Genomic DNA, 22,829 nt, shown 5'->3' on the forward strand with positions numbered 1-22,829 from the left:
AGAAACTGAAGCAAGGCACACCGTAGAGAGGAGGCCGAACCCATGGCCGAGAGTGCGAGAGAGAAGCGAATCCAGAACGAATTGCGTGTAGTCGCGAGGATCATCGAGACGCAACGTGTCCGCCTCGAACGGGGCGACGTGCTCAATATCCAGACGACGGATGGCTTTCTGACCGTCTATCAGGACGACACCTCAGACACCCCGAAAACTGTTACACTAATAGATAAGTTCGACTTCCGCGTCAACCTGAAGATCGCGGATCTACTGAAGGGGAAAATCGTCTGACGGAGGGGTAAACGTTATGAGGAAACTACTTGCGGGTACTTTAGGAATCAGCTTGTTTTTACTTGGAGCTTGCTCAAATTCCAATGAGTCTTTAGTTCAACGTGATATTGAACACATTGAGAAGGTCATGACAGCCGAAGAGGATGATTATTTGCTGATTGTAAAAGAAGAAGATGGTGAATTCGAAGAGTTTGTTGAATTCGTAAAAGAGGTAGCGAACGAAGAGAACCAACAAGTCACACTCTATAATACGTTTCAGCCAGATGGCGAGGAACTTGTCGATCGTGGTAACTTTGAATATACTGACGAACTAAAAGGTGCCGTTCTATACTCCATTCAAGATGGAAGCGTCACAGATGAAATCAATGTTGGAATGTTGACGGCGAACAATTACGAACAACAGTTAGCGGACTTCTTTACTAGGACTCAGTAGATTGGGGGTCTTTCAATGGCTGATTCCGATTTAATCACCAAATTACAGGAATACGAAGACGTACTCCAAATAAGTAGTATGGTCAATGACGCACTGCGCTCAATGGGATGGATTCTTGTCAGAGGACTATCAGTCTTGATTGACGGCCTTGAATCAATTACGGATCAAATCCTATTAACCAATACATTCTTCAATAATGAACAAGTGGTTGAATTCGTTCTTACGATTCAACCTTTTTTGTATGTTCTTTTAGCAGGAAGTTTCTTGTTCACTGGGTACTTGTTGATTTTTCAAAAGAAATTTGAACGTGAGAGTTTTTTGATCAACCTGTTCATCACACTATTGATCTTAGGTTTACTTTCACCAACTATGAGCCAAATTCAGGAGTTCTCTGATGAGGCAATCGCAGAAATCGGAACAGACTCGCTTTACGACGGGGAAGCCTCATTATCTGAGAGTATCTTAAAGCGGAATGTACATGATTTGATTGAGCACGATTCGAAGAATTTTGATGCTAATACAGGCGAATCATTAAATGCCATTCCGACTGAGTTGATTGATAATATCCGAATTAATGAGATTTTCGACAAGAACAACTATGACTTATCGGCAACCGGAAACAAATTGGCCGAGTCCTATATTCTATGGAACGGAAAAGAGACAAGTCTCGGTAAACTCGACCAAGGTGGCGTCGAATGGAACAACCAGTATTACTACCGCTATCAGCCGAACTGGTTGACCATCTTCGTGACACTCGGAATCATGGGCTTCACGCTGTTCTCGATTGCCTACAAACTGGCTCGTCTCTCGTTCGAGCTTGCCTTCAACTATGTCCTAGCGATCCTCGTTGCACCGTCCGATCTGCACAGTGGCCAAAAGACGAAGAAGGTCATCCAGAGCATTTTGAACACGTTCCTCGTGATCATTCTGATCTTCGTCTCCATCAAGCTGTACACGATCGGGACCGCCTATCTCGCGGAGACGTTGGACGGGTTCGCCTATCTGATCGCCCTCATCGCCTTCTCGGTCGCATTGATCGACGGGCCGAACATGGTAGAGCGGCTGTTCGGGATCGATGCCGGTCTCAAACGGGGCTGGGGTGTCGCCCTCGGCGCCTATGCTGCCGGTAAAGGCGCGACCTCGGCCGGTGCCCATGCGGTATCGAAGGTCGCGCGGGCCACACAAGGCGCACCAAAGATGCCCTCGCTCCATGAGGCCGCGACGACGCGGATGGATTCAAACGCCATACCGCAGAACGGTTCACCGCTTAGTGCAACAGGCCAATCTTCACAGCGGATGGACACCGAGAGACAAAACGATCCAGATGGTGTTGCTCAGACGAATCAAACCGCAAGTCGTACTCAACATGACCAAGATAAACCGACAAATCCGAAGGACGTTGCGCAACCAATCAGTGGTCAAGAATCAGAACCGGAAGCGCACAGTTCTCCACATGTCAAAGAAACGTTGGGTCGCACGTCTCCCGAATCAATCCATGCGACGAACCCTGAATCAAATGCCGAACGTGGGTCCGACCATCAAACAATATTATCGGAGACGCAAAGACCGGAATCGATTCACGATCAGTCGAGCTCTGGGCATTCTCCAATCCCGGCTTCGTCGACTCTTGAACCGGTCACTGGATCTATCGATACCACATCCGGATCAAGCAATCGTCACAATGAATCTCTAGCCCGAAACGACGGGACGTCACCGACAACTCATGAGGCAACACATTTAAACGATTCATCCTCGTCTTCGGCATCTGCGACAGACTCGAGTGATACGACAACAGAGAAACGCCAAGGACGCGCCCGCCGGACCATCCATCAGGAGACCGCGCTCGACGTCGAGACCGAGGTCATCGAACAGGTGCGTGAGAATCAGACGCACCGTCATAGCCGGCACCAGGAAGAGTCGCGACGGATCTATCCGACCTCGCCACCGAAACCTGACAACATGAAGAAAAAGGAGTGATGACCCATGCGCAAATACCGGATCCCGAACGAGGTCACGACCGAACTGAAGATCAACAAGATGCTCTATCTGCACGACTTCCTGTTCCTCGTCGGGCTCATCGTGCTCCGGCTCGTGACGCTCCCGTTCATCCCGTCGGTGCTGCACATCCCGTTCACGGTCTTCCTCGTCGTCTTCGGTCTATTCATGGTGCTCAGACCGGCGACGAACCCGCAGAAGCGGATGGTCCATGCGCTCTACTACGCGCTCATCAAACGGAAAGACACCTATCTCGCGCTCGACGCGCACACGAAAGGACGTGAGTGAGATGGCGTTCATCGAAGACACGCTACAGGGACCGAGACCTACGGGCACCTGGCTCGACGAACAGGACGTGGTCGAGAAACGGAAGGTCAAAGACAAGGTCGTCGTCAAACCGACGGTCGCCCAACTGATGCCGGTCGTCGACATCACCGGTACCGAGTCGTTCGAGATGCGCGACGGGACCTATCTCGACATGGTCCAGCTCACCTCGAAGGACATCTATTCACTGAACGAGGAGGAAAAAGACCATGACGTGTTCTCCCTCGCCTATCTCCTGCAGGCGTACACGCACCCGCTCAAGGTCGTGCCACTGAACACGCCACTCAGTCTCGAGCGGCAGAAGATCAGCATCGAGCGACAGATTCGACAAAATCAGACACCGGCCTACCTGCCCTTCTTGTTGAAGAAAAAGCAGGAGCTCGAATACCTCGAGGAGCATCGCACCAATCGCGATTATCTCCTCTTTTTTTATGCCGACGACGAGCGGACGCTACGCGAACGGAAGACACACCTCTATAAACTGCTCCGCCGCTCGAACCCGATGCGCGAGCTGACGCTCGACCAGAAAGTCCATGTGCTCTATCAACTGAACAACCCGAACACGAAACCGCAACTCGACGCCTGAAGAAAGGAGTGACGCGCATGTGGCAGCGCCTGCGTGACAAGTTATCCAAACAATCGGACCCGGAGACCGTCAAGATCGAGAAAGGTTACAATCCCGACGTCATCGCCAAGATCCAGCCACAGGGCGGCATTAAGTTCGACGCCAACTTCGTCCGGCTCGGGGACGGCTATCTGTCTTGCCTCCATGTCTACAAATATCAGTCGCTCGTCTATGACTACTGGCTCGAACCGATTCTGAACATGCCGGGCGTTCTGACGACGCTCGACATCGGGACGGCCGACAAGCGTGAAATCATCCAGACCATCAACAAGTCGATGGCCGAACAGAACACGCGCTTCGAGAACGCAAAGGACAACATCGACCGCATCGACGCCCGGGAGACATACAAGGAGCTGAACGAGCTCTATGAACAGATCACTCAGGGCGAGACGATGAAATATCTGCATCTGCGCCTCTATGTGAAGGCGAAGACGCTCGACGCGCTCGAGGTGAAGGTGCAGGAAGTGATGGAAGAGCTCGAGGCCCGGAACTTCCGCTCGACGATTTTTCTGAACGAACAGGAATGGGAATGGCAGAGCCTGTTCACGAGCTATGATCAACAACAAAAGCTCCCGAACCGGCGTCGTGGGAAAGAGATCCCGTCCCTCTCCATCGCCGGCGGCTATCCGTTCCACTTCACGTCGCTCCAGGACGCGACCGGCACGTATTACGGGACGACTGACACGAACGGTAGCGTCATCTTTGACCTGTTCCACAAAGACAAGCAACGCAAGTTCTACAACGCGCTCATGATCGGCAAGATGGGATCCGGGAAATCGACACTTCTCAAGAAGACGGTGCTCGACCAGGCGATCAAGGGAAACAAGATCCGCATCCTCGACGTCACGGGCGAGTTCTCCGACCTGGTGCGGCAGCTCGGCGGGAAAGAAATCGCGCTCGACGGGTCGGCCGGTCTCATCAATCCGCTCCATGTCTATAAGACCGTGACAAATAACGACGGCAGCGCCAACGAGGCGCTCTCGTTCATGCAGCACCTGTCAAAGATGGCCGTATTCTATCACTACACCAACCCGGCGGCGACACAGGAAGAGACGAACGAGTTCGAGATCCTGCTTCGTGATCTGTACGTCCGGCACGGACTCTGGGACGAACAGGGCGAACTGCCGATCACGACGCATCCGGCAAACCAGTATCCGACGTTCTCGGACTTCTTAAAACTCGTGCGTCTTGAGCTCTACACGGACGACACACGTACCTCGATCAAGGAGGCAATCAGCCCGAACCGGGTGCGGCGCCTCGAGAACATCGAGCTCGCCGTCACGAACCTCGTCCATAACTATGGCAACATCTTCGACGGCCACTCCTCCATCGACCGGTTCGACGAGGAGCTCATCGTCTCGTTCCCGCTCCGGAACCTGACGAGCCTACGCGACGAGGTGTTCCAGGCGCAGGTGTTCTCGCTGATGAACATGCTGTGGGACGGGATGATTGCCAACGGGTCGAGCCAACTGAAGGCGTATAACCAAGGCGTGCTCCGGACCGAGGAGGCATGCAAATATCTCATCGTCATCGACGAAGCGCACCACTTGATCAACACACGCGACATCGCCCAGCCGGCTATCCTGTATCTGCAACGCTGTATGCGTGAGGCGCGCAAATATTTCGGCGGCATCTTCTTCGTATCGCACTTGATCACCGACTTCGTGCCGGCCGGATCGAAGTCTGAGAACGCCGAGAACGTCAAGTCGCTCTTCCAGCTCACGCAATACAAGATCATCGGCGAACAGGACGCGGAAAGCATTCCAATCATCCAGACGGTGTTCGATGGCCAACTCTCGAATTCTGAGATGCGAATCATCCCCTCGCTCGAGACGGGCCGTGTCGTCCTCAGCATTTCCGGCGTGCAGAACCTCATCTTTGACGTCGATGTCGCACCCGAAGAACTCGTCTTGTTCGGTGGGGGTGCCTAATGTGGGCGGCCACGAAATGGACGGCCCGCTTCGCCGTCACAGCGAAATGGCAGCTCGCGACGCTCAAGTGGCGAATCCTCCTGCTCGGCATCGCGGTACTTGTCTTGTTCCTGGTCATCCTCGTCGTCGGCATCCTCGACACGCTCTCAGGTGTCCAGAACGAACAACCGACCGACGTCACGTTCGACACGGCCGGCGGTCTCCAAGTAAGCGACCAGGTGCTCCAATATCGGGGCCTGGTCGAATCGGAACTGTCGAAGCACGGACTGACCGAACAGACGAACCTCGTGCTCGCGCTTATGATGCAGGAGAGCGGCGGACGCGGGAACGACCCGATGCAGGCGAGCGAATCGAAGTGTGGACGAATCGGGTGCATCACCTCCCCCGAGGAGAGCATCGTCTACGGCGTCGAATATTTCGCCTCCGTCTTCGAACGGGCGAACCGGGACGTACAGCTCACATTACAGAGCTACAACTTCGGCGGCGGCTTCATCGATTATGTCCAGGAGAACGGCGGACGGTACTCGAAAGAGCTCGCCATCTCGTTCTCCCAAATGATGTACCAACGCGTGAAACACACCGGCATCTACCGCTGTCATCGTCCGAGCGCGGTTCAGCACGGTGCCTGTTATGGGGACATCGAATACGTCGACGCGGTGTTGAAATACCTCGCGCCGGTCGCCGTCGCCGACGGGGTCATCACGAAAGAACTGTTGTCGGGGTTATGTTCCCCGCTCGCCATCCCGCTCAACGTGACATCGCGTTTCGGGTGGCGTGTCGTCTTCGGACAACGGGACAACCACACCGGTATCGACTTCAGTTGCACCCCGTCCGACACGATCCACGCGGTCAAGAGCGGCACCGTCATCTATAGCGGGAACCGCGGGCCGTACGGAAATCTCGTCCAAGTCCGGCACGACAATTACATCACGGCGTACGCGCACCTGAGTCGTCTCGGCGTCCAAAGCGGGCAACAGATCGACGCTGGGCAAGCGCTCGGTTACTGCGGCACGACTGGCCGATCGAGCGGGAACCACTTGCATTTCGAGATCAAGACGAGCGAATGGTCCGGACACATCGACCCCGGCCCGGTCTTCGGTTTTTGAGTCATGCATGTATGGAAAGGAGGAGAAAGGATGAACTTCACCGCACGTCACCTCGCGTATCTGTTCGGGGTACTGTTTCTTATTTCACTCGCGGCGAACGCCTTTTTCTATCAACAAGCGACGGCTGTCACGAGTACTTCAGACGCGAGTGAGACGAAAAATGAGAGCGTCACTTCCCTTGAATCGGCAACCTCCGAGGATACGTCAGCGGACACCGAACAAGTCGTCGCTTCGAAGGAGACGGAACGAATGGAGGAGCTGACAACACGCGCGACGCGCTTCGTCGAGTACGCCTTCACCATCACGAAGGACAGTTATACGACCCAGAAGCGACAGGCGAAAGAGGTCATGTCGGATGATCTCGCGGCCACATTCTTCGACGCTGACGGCATTGATGTCGGCACGTTCGAGACGACCGTCCGCGACGTCGAGGTGTTCCCTTCTGTCTCCGGAGAAGATTGTCTCGTGCGATTCGAACAGGACCTGTTGATCACCGAGACGGGTTATGAAGAGACGACGCAAGAACTGTTGGCCTTGACGTTCGAGTCCATCAATGGACATCTGGTTGTCACCGAGATGGAAGACCTGACATCGGAAGGAGGGATCTAGATGCGGCGACAAACGCGACGACGTCTCACCCAGAACGTCTCCCGGTTCTACCTCGGGCTCGGCGTGTTCTTTGTCATCGGTTTCCTCTTCTTCGGCACCTCATCGTTTTTCTTTGCCGAAGAATCACTGGTCAATGAGACGCCGATTAACGAGCCAATCCGACTCTCAAACGGGGAGACCGTGACACTCCACGCGTCCAGTTACGATACGAAGACGAAGACAATGCGCATCCGACTCTCGCTCGATGACGCACCGGGCAACACAAACAATCATGTCTTCCGCTACGTCTATAAGGCACGTCCGGATTCCGAGAAGGAAGTTGATTTTCTCTACGACCGGAACGACCAATATGTTCTCGAGTTGAAGGACGTGCCGAGCGACTTCGACCAGCTCGCCGTCCGGATTTACGGATTGAATGAGTCACAATCAATATCAATCGACACACTCACATCCGAGGAACGGGAGAACGGTCTTTTGACGTCCCTCTATGCCGACCGTCGGACCATCGAACAGGCGAGCCACACATCATCTGACGAGACAACTTTCACGAAACTATTCGTCGAGGACGGGCTCGTAAAAACCGAGCGCCAGTTAGAAAAAGCGCAACAGGCGGTCGAGGCGCAGCGGCAACAGATCACACGGCTCGACCGTGACAAAAAGGAACTTGAGGACGAACTCCCCTATCTTTCGCTCGACGAACAGGTCGAACAGGAGAACGAAATCTTCGACCTCAGCCGGAAGCGCGACGAGCTCACACTCGAACTCGATAAACTCGAACAGTCGGTCCAAGCGCTCGAAGAAAAGCACGACAAACTGCGCGTGCGGCTCCGGGAACTGTCGATTTAAGTGGCACATTTCGTGCCAAATCGCTGGTTTTACTGGCACATTTCGTGCCATTTTTGGACTTTTGGTGATATCACGGAAACCCTAGGCTCTGCCTGGGCTATCACGGGAAGTGATAGCAGTTTCCCCTTATGCTCTTTGAACGAACTTTTAGGACCTCGGCAATATACAGCCTCCAGAAAGGTGGTCAGGCAAATGGATCTGTTACTCCGCGACATCGACCCCGTCACCGTGAAACAAATCGATGACTGGGCGAAGGAACACAACCGCTCCCGGCAACAATATTTGAAAGAACTGCTCGCCTCCTGGTGCGCGAACGGTATCCAATCGACGCAGTTCGAACGGCTTGAACGACAGCTTGAAGCGAACACACTCCACCTGAAACGTAGCGCGGATGAGCTCGCCGAAGTGACCCGATTGTTGAACGAGGTGATGCAGGATGCGTGAGACACCGGGCGTCGTCATCAAATCGAAGTTCAAGGTGCCGGGCACGAAAAAGAAGTCGCGTCGCTACACGACGTACCTCGACTACATCAATCGACCGGACGCCAAAGACAGCCGCGAACGGTTCGAGATGTATCATGACTACATGGAAGACGAGACGAAATCGAGCGGTCTGTTCACACGCGAGGACGACCGGTTGGACGACGAAAAGCGTCACGCCGTCCGCGACATCTTCAAGAACGCGCAAGAGAACGGGAGCATCCTCTGGCAGGACGTCATCTCGTTCGACAACGCCTGGCTACTAGAGACCGGTGTGCTCCACGACGACATCGTCGATGAGAAGCGGTTGGTCCAGGCGACACGGAACGCGGTCGATTCAATGCTCCAAAAAGAGAAGATGGTCCACGCCTACTGGACCGGTGCCGTCCATTACAACACCGACAACATCCATGTGCATGTCGCCATCGTCGAGACGAGCCATATGCGTGAGCGCGGAAAACGCAAACCAAAATCGATCGAGCTGATGAAGTCGAAGGTCATCCATTCCCTCGCTGACCGGACGAAAGAACAGGAGAAGCTGAACGCGTTCATAAGAGACGAACTGGTCGCCCATAAACGGAACCGGAAGATCCAAACGCTCCCGAACCGTGTCCTGCATCCCGAGCTCGTCCGTCAGTTCAAGGACATCTATGAACGCTTGCCGGAAGACAAACGACAGTGGCGCTACAACATGAACGGGATGCAACCGCTCCGTGAATCGCTCGACCGTCTGACTGACAGTTATATCGACATTCACTTCAAATCTGAGTTTCAAGCCTTCAACGAGCGGCTTGAACAGGAAGTGTCGTTCCATCGTCGCAGCTACGGCGACACGGAGAAGGCCGAGCGGTACCAGATGACAAAACGACAGAACCTCTACGCCCGGATGGGGAATGCCATCCTCTCCGAGATGCGAGACTTGTCAAAAGAACAAAAGACACTTGAAAAAAATGAAGCCCCTAAACATCCGGTCCGACGCGTATTCAATCAACAAAAGATTTTCAACGAATCACTCTACCGGATCGAGCGGCACATGAACGACGAGTTCGAACACTTGAAGAACCAACGCGCTTTCGAACAGCTGGAACGGGACATCGAATATGGAAAGTGAGGGAGGACGATGGAAGAGTTGAGACAGATCCGCCTCCGCTTGAAACCGGAGACGGTCGCGTATTTAGAAGAGTTCGCCGAGGACAAACGCTTCGGCCATCTCGGTCAGGTCATCGACCATATCATAGAAGAACATAACCAACTGGCCGACGAGAAGTGGGACATGCAGTTCCTTACCCGCTCGATCAGCGCACAGGTCTCTCATCATGTCGAGGAGTTGATGAACGAGCAGGTGTCGACGGAACTCGAGCGGATTCGCCTCGCCGCGAACCGTTCCGACCGCCACGGGCAGATCCTGACAGAGCTTCTGCAGGCGCTGATGCAGACCGAGGGCATCGAGGACATCATGACGACCGACCAATTCAAGCCGACGTTCCTCGCGACGGCGGAACGTGTCGTTCAGGAACGTATCGAGCAACAAAAACAGAAGAAGGACACACTAACTTTTGAGAGAGGATGAATCCTATGCGACCACTTGACCGTCCCTTCACGATGGGACAACTGTTGACGCTTCAACCCGATACCGTCACGGTCCTCATCTATGGAAAACGGTACGACATCCCGGTGTCCGTTTCCGAGCATCAACTTTTGACCGCCATCGCGCAAGACGAGATTATCTTGCTTCCCGTCAATTTCGAGCGGACACGGCTGTTACTCGACATCCCGGAAACGTCGCCACAACTCGAACGTGAACTGAACGAATTTGCGGGTAGTGATGAATCTGTCACCGACTTGTTGAAGGAAGGAGTCTGACACGATGGCCAACATCAAGACGAACGAAGAACGGAAAGCCGAGCTCGAAGCCTTGACCGAACAGATGGGACAACAGATCGACAGCTACTTCGAGAGCCCAGAGAAGATTCGAGAACATCTGCAGTTCCTCGGCAAGTTCCATCAATACTCGATGCGGAACGCGGTCTTGATCGAGTCACAGTTCCCTGGCGCGAGCGCGGTCGGTTCTTATTCGTTCTGGGAGAAGCAAGGCGCGCAGGTCCAAAAAGGTGAGCGTGGCATCAAAGTGTTCGTCCCGAACCCGGTGACGTACGCCTTACACAAAGATGAATGGGTACCGCTCAGCAAGGCGCCGAAGCCAGTCAAAGACGGCGTGAACCAAGGACGCATTCCGTCACGCAAGATGATGTACTTCAAAATCGGTCACGTCTTCGAATACACGCAGACCGACGCACGCGAGAAAGGAATCGAGGTCTCGGACATCTTCAAACGATATCATCGGGACGGCGGGCTCGAGAACGAACAAGACATCCGTGATGCCTTGAAGACGCTCGCGGATGCCCGGAATGTGACACTATTGGAGGAACCGCTCGACGAAATCGGGACGGCGAAGGGCTGTTACTATCCGGAGCTGCATGCGATTGCTTTGAACCCGCGGAACACATCGATCGAGGACATCAGCGTCCTGATTCACGAGCTCGCCCACGCGGAGCTGCACAACCAAGAGCGGAACCTCGAACGGGACAAACCGCTCACGGTACCCGAGAAGGAGTTCCAGGCCGAAATGGTCGCCTACGTCGTCTCGAATCAACTCGGGTTCCCGACGGACGACTTCTCGCTCTCTTACTTGGCCGGTTGGACGAAAGACAAGGAACTTTTAGACAAGGAACAATTGTTGCAGGAGGTCCATCAGACTTCCGCGACTTTCCTCGACCATATCGAATCACATTTAGAAAAGGTGCACACTTTAGAGCACGAGAAGGAACAGACTCCACTAGAATACTTCGAGCAACTGAATCAGCGTATGGGATGGAAAGACGCTGACCTCAGTCTCTATGAACGAGTGCATGCCGTACAAAGTGTGTTCCCAGAGGAGGTGGAGCCCTATTTGAACGCAAAAGCGACCCGCGAGACGAACCTGAAGATGGATCGTGTCGATGAGCCACTCATGTATATTCACGATAAAGGTTTCGGATTCCAGTCATTCGGTGTCGCAAACAATCACGATTTTAGTGAAGAAAAACTTGTCGCATACACTGTCGCACTACCCAATCAGTCATTGGTCAGCGGTCACTTTGATCCCGAGAGAACCGTACATCCCTTACACGATTTGGAAAAGGGCAATCGATTAGAGAAACCAATTCTAAAGTCCCTCGAAGAACGTTGGCATGATGTACTTCTAGACGAAGAAAAAAAATCTTTATCAAGAATAGCCATGTTAAACATTGAACGTCTAATTGAGTTTTAGACGTATGAGTTTCAAACCTCATACGTCTATTTAAGCTTTAAAAAATGGGGTTAATTACTTTAAAAGATTTCCTGTAAACACCCATCCTGTGCACTCTACTCCTTGACTATTCATGTAGACTATCAGAGACCAGTTTCTCTTTTTCACTAGAATCATAACCGGACGATTGAAGGGAATAGAATCGATTCTTCCACTTTCTTTAAAGTAAGAACGATACACTTGTGTTTCACGATTTGTTACACGTATCATGTCTAAATATTGTTCATGTTCCTCAAACTCACTGGATACTTCTTTTTTCAAATCTTTGATATTTTGTTTAGGATTTTCAGTAGAGTATTCAAATTGATTTAAAACGAAGTTTTTAGTAATTTCTAATGCTGCAGGCTCAATGAAAATTCTAAATATAAGATAAAAGAAGACCCACAGAAACGCTTGTTTTTTCTTAAAACCATCGAATAGTTCTGATAAGTTATTTATTTTTACATTTAAAATCGTCAGGATATTTTTTAGAACATCATTTAATTGACTTTCAGAATCTGAAGATTTTTCATTATCCAGTGTTGAATATTCATTTATAATCTTGTTCAAGTTTTGATCATCGATGTTTTGTAAACTATCTTCAGTAATAATTGTCTTAATCAGACTCGATATATCCACTTTTTGAAAGTCTAATATTCGGGCGTTTATCGTTTTCATGATACGTTGACTTTCAATGATGCTCGTGACCATTCTCGATGTATCGAGTTTGCTCAAGGCACGTTGCGTATTCACCATGGTCTCTATTATTCGGGCGTCTATCAATTTCATGGTACGTTGACTTTCAATGATGTTCGTGACCATTCTCGATGTATAGAGCTTACTCAAGACATGCTGAAGATCGTAAAAAGTTTGTCCGATTTGTCCAACTTGGTATATATTTTTTTGAGTCATTAGATTCTCTCCTTATCCCCACTCCATTTCAATTGCTGAAGCACCAAAATCTGTTTTTTATTTTTTATTCTTACAAGTAAACTTCATTCATTCTTTGTATATATGTTCCACCCATGCATTCAGGACTCTCATCCTTTTTAAAGATTCGTGCATGGATTATTCATAGAATGATTCACGTGATAAAAACATGAAACCTTCGCTCTCAATACATTGATCACATTTTAAATATCACTAAATTAAGTAAAAAAATACATAAAATAATTCATAAAAAATAAATTTGTTAATTGATGCTATTTTTTATATATAATAATCTAAGAGGTGATTGAATGAATAAGTTTGATAGAGAAAATATAGGGTTATGGTATTTACCATCAAACCCAGAAGAAAAGTTAACAGGTACATTAACCATTGAAGATAATAAAGAATGTGAGTTGAAAATGGCTCATAATTTTAATGGTTTATCTGGATTAGGAATAAATAAACTACCAATAATTCATGGCGTGTTGTCGAATGGAAGTAAAGTAACACTTGTAGATTCGTTTAAATCTAGCGAACAATGGGGATTTCCCGGGTTTCCTGTATCTGTTTGGAGGTCTAGTCTTGCTGTTATTGGCGGGCATTACGATAGTATTGATGAATTAGTTATTTCGGAAATTCAAACTGATTATACAGCATTAAATTTTTGGCTTAACAACAGGCCGTTTCAAATACACCCACTGTCAGAATCAAACGAGTTATCAATGCATTATAGAATGCCTGAAGTAATTAGAATTGAAGGTTCTAACTCAAATATAGAGTTCACATACAAAACTGATTTCTCTGGAGATCAATTTAGTGAATTCGCCGTTAAACAAACGGAATTTGTAAAATTTTCATTTAACAAGGGTGTTCTCTATAATGAAGCTCTAGATGTAGTAAATGATTTTTCCAATTTTTTAACTCTCTGCATTGGCGAATCAATAGATTCTAATAACTATTTCTCTAAGGATGCTGACGGGAATCCAATTACTCTATTATTTCAAAAACGCGAAGAAGAACATAATACAATCAAAGATCATGAGATAATTATTAAATTTTCTTACATTAAAGATTCATTTGAAGAGTGTCTTAAAGCATGGAATACAAAAAAAGAATTATTAGAGCCAATTATTTACTATTTCGTCGAAGCACATGAAAAAGCCTTTCACGTACCGACATCGTTTCTTAAAGTTGTACAGGCTTTAGAGGCATTCTCAAGAAGAATGCGAAATAATAAAATATGGACAGACGAAGAATTTCAAGAATTAATCACAAGAATAACTTCCGACTTACAAGAGGATGATCAAGCACTTGTTTCAGGTGCAATTTCAAACGAACCTCGACTAAGAAAAAGATTACAATCAATTTTTTCAGAAGTGAATAGTATCTTTGAAATTCCCTCAAATAAAAGAAGTTCTTATATTAACAAGATTGTTGATACCCGAAACTATTACACTCATTTTGATGAACGATTAAAAGACCGCACTCTTGATGTCGAGAAAATGTACTATGTATCACAGTACATGAAGTTTGTATTAAGAATCCTTTTGCTAAGGGAATTAGGAATAAATGAAGAATTAATTAAGCAGAGATTGATGCAAAACCATGAATTTCTAAATATTAAAGAAAATTTAGTACCTCCACAGCCTGTAGAAATTGTTTTAGATAATACAATGGAAAACTAACAATCTAAATTCTTTAATTTAAAAGAATACCATTATATGAAAAGACATTCTCTACCCTAAGAGAATGTCTTTTCATATTCACTTGTGTCTTCTCTTCACTTTATCGAGCCGAATCTTCTCAATCAAGGCTTGGATGATCTGTTCATCTCTCCCCGCAAAATCTTTGTTGAAGGGAATCCGCTCCCCTTCGAACATGAAGTAGTCAAGCAGGTATGGGACTCGCGGTGTCGCGTATCTGTGTAGTGCAAAATACAGCCGGCTTCAGCCAATCATGAGCTACCACTGACTATACCCGTATCTTCGGGGCCATGACAATGACAGGTTGGTGGGAGAATGACTTTCCCATGCTTGATAACATCATTTTGCTTCAAATATGGCAGAAGCGTCTCTCTGTCCATTGAAGAACAATTCCTCTCCCCTCCTACAGTCTACTTCGTTGTAACATTTTTTTGATTAACACTTGGTTATCTGTTCGGATTATAAAAATCGTAAAAAGGCTTGTATACATTTCGATATCGAAATGTATACAAGCCTTTTTATTTGATAACCAGCTTTTACACCCTTGTCCTATTGGTCTAATGGGATAGTTCGATCAAAGAATCAAAATTTCACGGTGTGATTAACAGTGTTACCGAATTGAAATCTTCGTGATTATTGCATTTAAAATGAGCCACTTGTGCATTCTTCTGAGCCACCGAGTGCGGACACTATTCCACTTATACTCTTGATGCCTTTTCTCCCCTATACTTGAGATGCATGCCGTCGGCATGACATTGAAGTATGGGGGTTTTGTTTTGATAGATGGTCGCAAGATACTGGAACTTCATTTTGATGGGATCAGTCAACGCACGATCAGTGCGAGCACGGGACATTCGAGGAACACGGTGAGCGATGTGATTCAACGCGCCACTGAACGTGGCATCGACAGCTTAGAAGATAGGATGACAAAAAAATGGCTGTATGAGTTCTTGTTCCCTGAGCGTGAACCGATAGAAAAGGGTTACCACCCTGTCGATTTTGAGATGATCCATAAGGAGCTACAGAAGAAGAACGTGACATTGAAGCTGCTTCACCATGAATACTGCAGCACGGCGAGAGACGCAGGTAGAATCCCGTATGCCTATCGCTCCTTCACAGAGAAGTATGGATCATGCGCAAAGAAGTACAAGCTGACCATGCCCATCCGTCGTAAGCCGGGCGAGGTCTTGGAGGTCGACTGGGCCGGAGCGACGCTGAAAATCATGGACAGTGCCGCCGGCGAGGAGATTGAGGCCTATGTCTTTGTCGCTGCGCTTCCGTACAGCCAATATTTTTACGCCGAGGCCTTCCTCGACATGAAGTCGCAATCGTGGCTGACTGCGCACGTACACGCCTTTGAATACTTCGGCGGCGTCACCGAGACGCTGGTCCCGGACAACCTCAAGACCGGAATCACGAAGCATCGTCGAGGCGACTCACAGGTGAATGAGGCTTACCGTGAGCTGGCGGACCATTATCGGACGGTCGTCGTGCCTAGCCGTATCCGCCAATTTACCAAACGGTGCCAAAGCCCCGACCAACCTTCATATTGCCTCCCTATGATTAATGTGCACACCTAATGGTGTGACATCGTTACATGGGAGGTTTTTTATGCTTCGGTATTTAGCTATTCTAAGACTCAGGGAGCAAGGGCTGAGCCTGAGAAGTATCGCGGCTAGCACTGGAAACTCGCGTCAGAAAGTGACGGAGGTGATTGACCGGGCGACAGACAAGGGCTTGATGGGACCTTTCGATGATGACATGACCGACAAGTGGATTGAAGAGTTCTTATTCCCTGAGAAGACGCTTGAATCTTCCGGTAGACATCCGATCGATTTTGACTATGTACACAAGGAATTGGCAAAGCCGAACGTCACCCTGTCGCTCCTGCATCACGAGTACGAGATGGAGTGCCGCACAAACAAGCGCATTCCTTACTCCTATCGGAGTTTCGTCCGACATTACAGCGCCTATGCGAACAAGCATAGGGCTACGCTCCGGATTCGTCGCAAACCAGGGGAAGTGATGGAAGTCGACTGGGCCGGTTCAACCACGTTCATCATCGATCGGGACACAGGAGAAAAAGTAAAAGTATACATATTCGTAGCGACATTGCCCTGTAGCCAATTGTCTTATGCCGAGGCGAGTCTCTCGATGGACTTGTCTGCATGGATTACGTGCCATAACCATGCCTACAGCTATTTCGGTGGGAGCACCCAGATTCTCATCCCTGACAATCTGAAGACCGGTGTCACGAGAAACACGTCACGTGAACTCATCCTCAACCCGACATACCGAGAGATGGCTGAACATTATGGGACGGTCGTCATGCCCGCGCGTGTGAGCGCACCTAAAGACAAGCCGAGTGTCGAGGGTTCCGTCGGTGTCATCTCCACTTGGATCATCGCCGCCTTGAGGAACTCCCACTGTTTCAGCCTAGAGGAGTTGAACCGCGAGGTCCATGAAAAACTAGAAGAGTTCAACCGTCGTCCGTTCACCCGGAAACCCGGCAGCCGTTTTTCCGCATTCGAGGAAGAGGAAAAGTTCGCGTTAGCACCACTGCCGAAGCATTCGTACAAACAATCGAGTTGGCGGGACGCGAAGGTCCGCCCGGACTACCACATATCCGTCGAGAGCATGTTTTATTCGGTGCCCTATGAATATATCAACTGTCAGGTCGCGGTGCGACTGACCGAGCAATTGGTCGAGGTGTATTTCAACGAGATGCGGATTACCTCCCACAAACTGCTGGTTGGACGCTTCGGACAATTATCGACCAACCGCGATCACATGCCCGACAACCATAAGCTCTACATCGACCAGACCCCGGAGAACGCAAAAGACTGGGCAGACGAGATCGGTCCGAACACATTAAAAGTGATCGATTTCCTTCTTGGCACTGCTCAGACCGAGCGATTGGCACTCCAATCTATCTTCACGCTGAAGAAACTGGAGCGACGTTATTCCAAGTATGAGATCGAGCGCGCCTGTAAGATGGTCGTCTCCATAACCAACAGACCGACGGTCAAGGGCATCCAGAGCATCCTGTCGAACAACAAGAAGAGCGACGCCGAGCAGGAGTTGAAACGCAAGACGGAAACTGCCAACAATCACTATAGCTTCATGCGTGGTGCGGCATACTATGGGGGAGCTGATAAAGATGAATGAACAGACGATTGCCAAACTGATTGAGATGAAGATGAACGGGATGGCCGAAGCCTATGGGGAACAGTCATCCAATCGCGATTTTCAACGCATGGACTTTGATGAACGACTGGCACTACTCGTCGATTTTGAGCATTCCAGACGAAAGAACGGCAAGCTGCACCGGCTGATTCAGGCTGCCTCGTTCATCAACTCGAATGCCTGCATCGAGGACATCGAGTACCATGCCGACCGTCGATTGAACAAAGAGCAAATCCTTAAGTTGGCAAGCGGAACTTACATCTTGGACGGCCACAATTTGATTCTGAAGGGACCGACAGGATCCGGGAAGACCTATCTCGCGACCGCCTTCGGGGTCTCGGCCTGTCGCCAGTCGTTCAAAGTGAGATACATTCGTCTGCCTGAACTGTTGGACGAACTGACACTGGCGAAGCTCGCGGCCGATGGGAGCTACCGACGACTCCTCAAAAAGTATACAAAAGTCGACCTACTCATCCTCAATGAATGGCTATTGACCGACTTGACGACTGACGAGGCGACGATCCTCCTCGAGATTTCGGAGTCGCGCCATAAGACCCTCTCCACCATCTACTGTTCTCAGATCGACCCAAGCGGATGGCATCTTCGATTAGGAACCGAGACCATCGCAGAGGCAATCCTTGATCGGATCATCCATGACTCTTATCAAATCATGATCGACGGTGAAATATCGATGAGGGAACGCCATGGGATATCAGCACGCTGACCGTCCGAGCCATCCAAGTGATGGCTCTTTTCTTCGCACTAGGTGGCTCAGTCGTCCGCAATCGATGGCTCACAATGCCACAATCCCTTGTCCAACGGACTTTGAGTCACATGATGGTCGACATATGTCACTGAGTGGTACCGAACATGGCATTTGATGGTAAATAAAATGTCAGAGGCGGTAAAAACTCGTGGCCGTAATCAACCAGGAGACGTTAAGAAAGTTGACCGAGATGAAAATGACCGGGATGGCAGAGCAATATGAACTACAGCATGAGATGAAGGAGTACGCTGAGTTGGACTTCGATGATCGTTTCAACCTGTTGGTCGACCAGGAATACTCAAGACGCCGGTCGAACAAGCTCGAACGGCTCATCAAGCAGGCGACCTTCTCCGACCCGTCCGCGTCGATCGAGCATATCGAATACCATCCGGACCGGAGGTTGGACAAAAAACTTATTTTGGAACTCGCTGTAATCAACACTGTTAAAATCCCTTATATCAACGTATTAAAAATCCCTCAAATTAACGGATAATGATTCTGACAACCTGAAAATGGAGTGTGAGACATGATCCGAAGTGAGGGATTTTTTATGATTCGTGAATTAAGAAGCAAAGGATGGACAATCAGAGCTATCTCTGACGAGACGGGATATGATCCTAAGACAATCCGAAAGTATTTGAAGATGGAAAATGCACCTATGAAAGTGAAGCGGAGAAAGAGGAAAGGAAAACTCGACCCCTACAAAGACTACATAAACGAACGTATCAAAGAAGGTACAACCAATTGCGAGGTTCTGTTCGATGAGATTCAAAAGCTAGGCTATGAGGGGAAAATGACGATTCTGAGAGAGTACGTGAGACCTTACAGACTTCAGCCTAAAAAGCAGGCTACCATCAGGTTTGAAACGCCGCCTGGACGACAGGGACAGATGGACTGGAGTGATGTCGGGACGTATGAAGTAGACGGTGAAATGCGTATGGTGTATGCCTTCTCCATCATCCTCGGATATTCAAGGATGCGATACATCGAGTTCACGACCGACATGACCCTGGAAACTCTGATGAAGTGTCATATGAATGCGTTCGCCTTCTTCAATGGCGTACCGCAACAGATTCTCTATGACAACATGAAAACTGCGGTCATCAGTCACAATCCAAACGGTATCAAGTTCAATCAGAAGTTCGAAGATTTCTTGGCCTATTATGGGATTACTCCGAAGGCGTGCAAGCCCAGACGGGCACAGACGAAAGGGAAGATTGAGCGCTCATTCGGCTATATGAAACAGAACTTTTTCAAACGACGTATCGGAAAGACATTGGAACAATTGAATCGTGACGTCCTCGAATGGCTACAAAACACGGCCAATAAAAAGAAAAACGATACGACAAAAGAGTCACCTGAGAAACGCTTCGAGGTTGAACAAGGTTTTCTAGCACCAGGACATTTGAAGCCGCATTATCCGGTCCATCGCTGGGAAACACGTCAAGTAAGCAAAGACTGTTTTGTGTCCTACCAAGGACGACAGTATTCAGTTCCGTTCCGGTTCGTCGGACAGCATGTACGAATTAGAATCACCCTCGACCATCATCTCGAGGTCTACGCTGATGGCGAACAAATCGCCCAACATCCGATTGCCTCCGGGAACTTGAAGTATCAATTAAATTTAGAGCATTACAAAGGGCTAGAAACGACTCAAAAAGGTTTGCCGACCCGTCGTCTCCAGCCCGATATTCCTGAAGTGGAACGTCGTTCCCTTCAAGTGTACGAACAGTTCGAAAGGAGCGATCACGAATGAACACGGACCTTCTCACTGAACGCTTAGAAAAAGTTGGATGGCAATTGTCGGCCAACCAGCTTGAAGGAATCCTTGAAGATGCCTCCAAGGATAATGTAGCATATTCGGACTTTCTAAACAGTATTCTGATGACGGAAATCGAACACCGTGAATCAACAGAGCTATCGAAACGAATAAAACGTGCCAGACTCCCCTATTTTAAGACGCTAGAAGACTTCGACTTTGCGTTTCAGCCGAGCATCAATGAAAAGCGCGTCAGGGAGGTGATGACCTGTCGGTTCATCGATAACGGCTTCAATGTATTATTATTGGGCCCGCCAGGGGTGGGAAAGACACACTTGGCAATTTCAATCGCTGCGGAAGCTGTCACGAAAGGTTATCGGACTTCGTTCATTACCGCGAACGATTTTGTCGAGGAGTGTCAAAAAGCCGAGAAATCTGGCTTTCTTCCTCGTATCATCAAAAGGTACTGTCGATCCGAGCTACTCATTCTAGATGAAATCGGTTATTTTCCGTTCGACCCCATCAGTGCGAATGCGCTGTTTCAAATCATCTCAAAGAGATATGAGAGAGGCTCGATCATCTTGACTTCAAACAAGTCATATATTGAATGGGGAAAAATATTTGGTGACGAGGTTTTGGCAACCGCAATTTTAGATCGCCTTCTTCATCATGCGACCACTTTTAACATTCGGGGAGATTCATATCGGATGAGGGAAAAGAAACGGGCCGGCATCCAGCCGACCCATGTCGATAGTTTCCAAGAGTAACGTGTAAAAAGGGGATTTTTAATCCGTTATTAAGAAGGAATTTTAAACCGCTGTTGACACTCGCCTCGGGCAACTACATCAAGAAGCATCATAACGTCATCCTGATGGGGGCGTCGGGTAACGGGAAGACGTGGCTGGCGAACGCATTGGCTGTTCAGGCCTGTCGCCAATTCCATAAGGTGAAGTATATCCGGTTGCCTGAACTATTGGACGAGCTCGCGGTGGCGAAATATGAGGCGGACGGCAGCTTCAGAAAGTTGATCCATAAGTATCGGACGATTGATCTCCTGATTCTTGACGAATGGCTCCTCACCGAGCTCCCGCAGGAGCATGTGATGCATCTGTTAGAAATCGTTGAGGCACGGCTGAAGCGTTCCTCGACCATCTTCTGTTCTCAGTTCGCACCCGAGGGGTGGCATTCGAAGCTGGGACAGGCCCAAATCGCGGACGCGATTCTAGACAGGATCGTACACGACTCCTATAAAATCCTGGTCGACGGCGAAACCTCAATGAGGGAACGCCATGGGTTAGGGATAAGCTAAAATTTTGGCCATCGATGAGTCGATGGCCCTTTTCTTCATAATTGACTGGCTCAGTACCGCATTTGGTGGCTCAGTTGTCCGCACTAGTGGCTCTCTGTCTCCGCAATACTCATCTTCGTGGGAAGGTAGGCTTTCACGTAAGAAAAGAACACTATCATTCATAGGATAGCTTCCTGACAGACAAGGTAAAAAAACACTAAAAAGTTATAAAATTAGTCTGATTAATTACTACTTCGTCTGGATGCTCTGTTAGCTCTTGCTGACATTCAAACGACTAATACTAGAAGCAAAGCGTATCACGTACAGCAGTTTGGATTGGAAAGAGGTCTCAGATTGGGCAGGGCAGTTAATATCACCACAGCTGCTTGAGTAATCTAGTAAGCGTAAGCGATAACAGTTACTGCCATAAGAACCATTCTTACTTAGAATGTGTGGTGCCACACAATTCCACATAAAGGAAGTCCTATTTGAACACAAAAGCGGCCCTCGAGACGAACCAACAGTTGGATCGATTCATGGGACCGCTCTTATGTATCCAGAAAAAAGGAGTTGAATGCTAGTCATTAGATGTCGCCAACAATAACAATTTCACGGAGAAGTCAATTACCGTCTCTACAATCCTGCCACTAAACCCGAGTTTGATCAACCGACACGTGAAAAGCACGACATGATTGAAATCACTCCTGGATAATCCTTATATGACCGTTGACATGGTCATATCCTTTTTCGAACTATTTGGTGAATACAAATTACAGCTGGCGCTCCATCTCGATGAAGGTATAAACGGAGTTGTTTGTCTCTTGAGAATACTCCTTCGTTTTTGAGAAACCTAGTCTACTATACACCTTTTGAGCTCTCACATTGAAATCTACCACACTCAGACGGATTATTGAGATATTATAATTTTTTTTAATAAATTCGATTATCAGACCAAGGAATTCCTCACCTAGACCTCTACCCGTATACTCTGGTTTAATTCCGATACCCATTTCAATCACATCTTCAGATGGATACAAGGCAAAAAAGCCAAAAAGTTCATCATTATTCAGCACCTGAAAATAATTGTCTGCCCTTAATTCAGGATTTGTAATTTCTTCATAGTCATCCGGATCCTCTGTCATATTATAAAAGGAGTATCGATCCGGATACTTCCAATTATCAGCAATTTCCTTAGCATTTTCATGGTTCAATTTTTCTATCATGAATTGCATGTT

Annotated in this window: 23 protein-coding genes and 1 pseudogene; 22 read left to right on the top strand and 2 right to left on the bottom strand. The window is 48.7% G+C overall.

Features of this window, described 5'->3' with window-relative positions:
- Window positions 1-42: 42 nt before the first annotated feature.
- The 14 genes from KNO99_RS12970 (at window position 43) to KNO99_RS13035 (ending at window position 11,944) form a co-directional block, all read left to right on the top strand.
- Window positions 43-285: a hypothetical protein gene (locus tag KNO99_RS12970; RefSeq protein ID WP_024127790.1), complete on the top strand. Its 243-nt coding sequence runs from the start codon at window positions 43-45 to the stop codon at window positions 283-285.
- Between the two features lie 16 nt (window positions 286-301).
- Window positions 302-718 carry a hypothetical protein gene (locus tag KNO99_RS12975; protein WP_214749341.1) on the top strand — a complete coding sequence of 139 codons (417 nt, stop codon included), beginning with the start codon at window positions 302-304 and terminating at the stop codon, window positions 716-718.
- 15 nt (window positions 719-733) lie between these two features.
- Entirely contained in the window at window positions 734-2,695 is a 1,962-nt protein-coding gene (locus KNO99_RS12980) for a pLS20_p028 family conjugation system transmembrane protein (protein WP_214749344.1), read from the top strand.
- A gap of 6 nt (window positions 2,696-2,701) precedes the next feature.
- Window positions 2,702-3,001, top strand: coding sequence for a DUF5592 family protein (locus KNO99_RS12985; protein ID WP_214749347.1), 300 nt, complete (start codon window positions 2,702-2,704; stop codon window positions 2,999-3,001).
- A complete protein-coding gene (locus KNO99_RS12990) occupies window positions 2,925-3,623 on the top strand; it encodes a hypothetical protein (protein ID WP_214749350.1) in 699 nt (232 codons plus the stop codon). The genes KNO99_RS12985 and KNO99_RS12990 overlap by 77 nt, the downstream gene beginning before the upstream one ends.
- Before the next feature lie 17 nt (window positions 3,624-3,640).
- Entirely contained in the window at window positions 3,641-5,593 is a 1,953-nt protein-coding gene (locus KNO99_RS12995; RefSeq protein WP_214749353.1) for a VirB4 family type IV secretion system protein, read from the top strand.
- Entirely contained in the window at window positions 5,593-6,699 is a 1,107-nt protein-coding gene (locus tag KNO99_RS13000; protein WP_214749356.1) for a lysozyme family protein, read from the top strand. The genes KNO99_RS12995 and KNO99_RS13000 overlap by 1 nt, the downstream gene beginning before the upstream one ends.
- A gap of 30 nt (window positions 6,700-6,729) precedes the next feature.
- Entirely contained in the window at window positions 6,730-7,308 is a 579-nt protein-coding gene (locus KNO99_RS13005; RefSeq protein WP_214749359.1) for a hypothetical protein, read from the top strand.
- On the top strand, window positions 7,309-8,154 hold the full coding sequence (locus KNO99_RS13010; RefSeq protein WP_214749362.1) for a hypothetical protein: 846 nt from the start codon (window positions 7,309-7,311) through the stop codon (window positions 8,152-8,154).
- Between the two features lie 192 nt (window positions 8,155-8,346).
- Window positions 8,347-8,598 (top strand): hypothetical protein, encoded by a 252-nt coding sequence (locus KNO99_RS13015; protein ID WP_214749365.1) that lies wholly within the window; start codon window positions 8,347-8,349, stop codon window positions 8,596-8,598.
- Complete coding sequence (mobP2, locus tag KNO99_RS13020; RefSeq protein WP_214749368.1) at window positions 8,591-9,745, top strand: MobP2 family relaxase; 1,155 nt, start codon at window positions 8,591-8,593, stop codon at window positions 9,743-9,745. The genes KNO99_RS13015 and mobP2 overlap by 8 nt, the downstream gene beginning before the upstream one ends.
- A gap of 9 nt (window positions 9,746-9,754) precedes the next feature.
- Complete coding sequence (locus KNO99_RS13025) at window positions 9,755-10,204, top strand: hypothetical protein (protein WP_214749371.1); 450 nt, start codon at window positions 9,755-9,757, stop codon at window positions 10,202-10,204.
- A gap of 5 nt (window positions 10,205-10,209) precedes the next feature.
- Entirely contained in the window at window positions 10,210-10,497 is a 288-nt protein-coding gene (locus KNO99_RS13030) for a hypothetical protein (RefSeq protein ID WP_214749374.1), read from the top strand.
- A 4-nt stretch (window positions 10,498-10,501) separates the two neighbouring features.
- Window positions 10,502-11,944, top strand: coding sequence for an ArdC-like ssDNA-binding domain-containing protein (locus KNO99_RS13035; protein WP_214749377.1), 1,443 nt, complete (start codon window positions 10,502-10,504; stop codon window positions 11,942-11,944).
- 54 nt (window positions 11,945-11,998) lie between these two features.
- On the opposite strand, the gene KNO99_RS13040 is transcribed toward KNO99_RS13035, so the two are convergent.
- Window positions 11,999-12,874 carry a hypothetical protein gene (locus KNO99_RS13040; protein ID WP_214749380.1) on the bottom strand — a complete coding sequence of 292 codons (876 nt, stop codon included), beginning with the start codon at window positions 12,872-12,874 and terminating at the stop codon, window positions 11,999-12,001.
- Window positions 12,875-13,200: 326 nt separating this feature from the next.
- Between KNO99_RS13040 and KNO99_RS13045 the strand changes: the two genes are divergently transcribed.
- From KNO99_RS13045 to KNO99_RS13080, 8 genes and pseudogenes are all read left to right on the top strand, one after another.
- Window positions 13,201-14,577 carry an ApeA N-terminal domain 1-containing protein gene (locus tag KNO99_RS13045; RefSeq protein WP_214749383.1) on the top strand — a complete coding sequence of 459 codons (1,377 nt, stop codon included), beginning with the start codon at window positions 13,201-13,203 and terminating at the stop codon, window positions 14,575-14,577.
- Window positions 14,578-15,371: 794 nt separating this feature from the next.
- Window positions 15,372-16,175 (top strand): IS21 family transposase, encoded by an 804-nt coding sequence (gene istA / locus KNO99_RS13050; protein WP_251131064.1) that lies wholly within the window; start codon window positions 15,372-15,374, stop codon window positions 16,173-16,175.
- Window positions 16,176-16,206: 31 nt separating this feature from the next.
- Window positions 16,207-17,763, top strand: a complete 1,557-nt coding sequence (gene istA, locus KNO99_RS13055; protein ID WP_214749386.1) for an IS21 family transposase — start codon at window positions 16,207-16,209, stop codon at window positions 17,761-17,763.
- Entirely contained in the window at window positions 17,756-18,505 is a 750-nt protein-coding gene (istB, locus tag KNO99_RS13060) for an IS21-like element helper ATPase IstB (RefSeq protein WP_214749388.1), read from the top strand. The genes istA (KNO99_RS13055) and istB (KNO99_RS13060) overlap by 8 nt, the downstream gene beginning before the upstream one ends.
- Before the next feature lie 190 nt (window positions 18,506-18,695).
- Window positions 18,696-19,040 carry an ATP-binding protein gene (locus KNO99_RS13065; protein ID WP_371743095.1) on the top strand — a complete coding sequence of 115 codons (345 nt, stop codon included), beginning with the start codon at window positions 18,696-18,698 and terminating at the stop codon, window positions 19,038-19,040.
- Between the two features lie 33 nt (window positions 19,041-19,073).
- Window positions 19,074-20,303: an IS21 family transposase gene (istA, locus tag KNO99_RS13070; RefSeq protein ID WP_214749391.1), complete on the top strand. Its 1,230-nt coding sequence runs from the start codon at window positions 19,074-19,076 to the stop codon at window positions 20,301-20,303.
- The gene (gene istB / locus KNO99_RS13075; RefSeq protein WP_214749393.1) at window positions 20,300-21,073 is read left to right on the top strand and encodes an IS21-like element helper ATPase IstB; all 774 of its coding nucleotides are present in this window, start codon (window positions 20,300-20,302) and stop codon (window positions 21,071-21,073) included. The genes istA (KNO99_RS13070) and istB (KNO99_RS13075) overlap by 4 nt, the downstream gene beginning before the upstream one ends.
- A 50-nt stretch (window positions 21,074-21,123) precedes the next feature.
- A pseudogene (locus KNO99_RS13080) lies at window positions 21,124-21,615 on the top strand (ATP-binding protein); the annotation flags it as partial.
- 749 nt (window positions 21,616-22,364) lie between these two features.
- Here the strand turns inward: KNO99_RS13080 and KNO99_RS13085 are convergent.
- Complete coding sequence (locus KNO99_RS13085; protein ID WP_214749396.1) at window positions 22,365-22,826, bottom strand: GNAT family N-acetyltransferase; 462 nt, start codon at window positions 22,824-22,826, stop codon at window positions 22,365-22,367.
- Between the last annotated feature and the right edge of the window lie 3 nt (window positions 22,827-22,829).

The sequence above is a fragment of the Exiguobacterium sp. s189 genome (assembly GCF_018617615.1).
In the GTDB taxonomy this organism is placed as follows: Bacteria; Bacillota; Bacilli; order Exiguobacteriales; family Exiguobacteriaceae; genus Exiguobacterium; species Exiguobacterium aestuarii_A.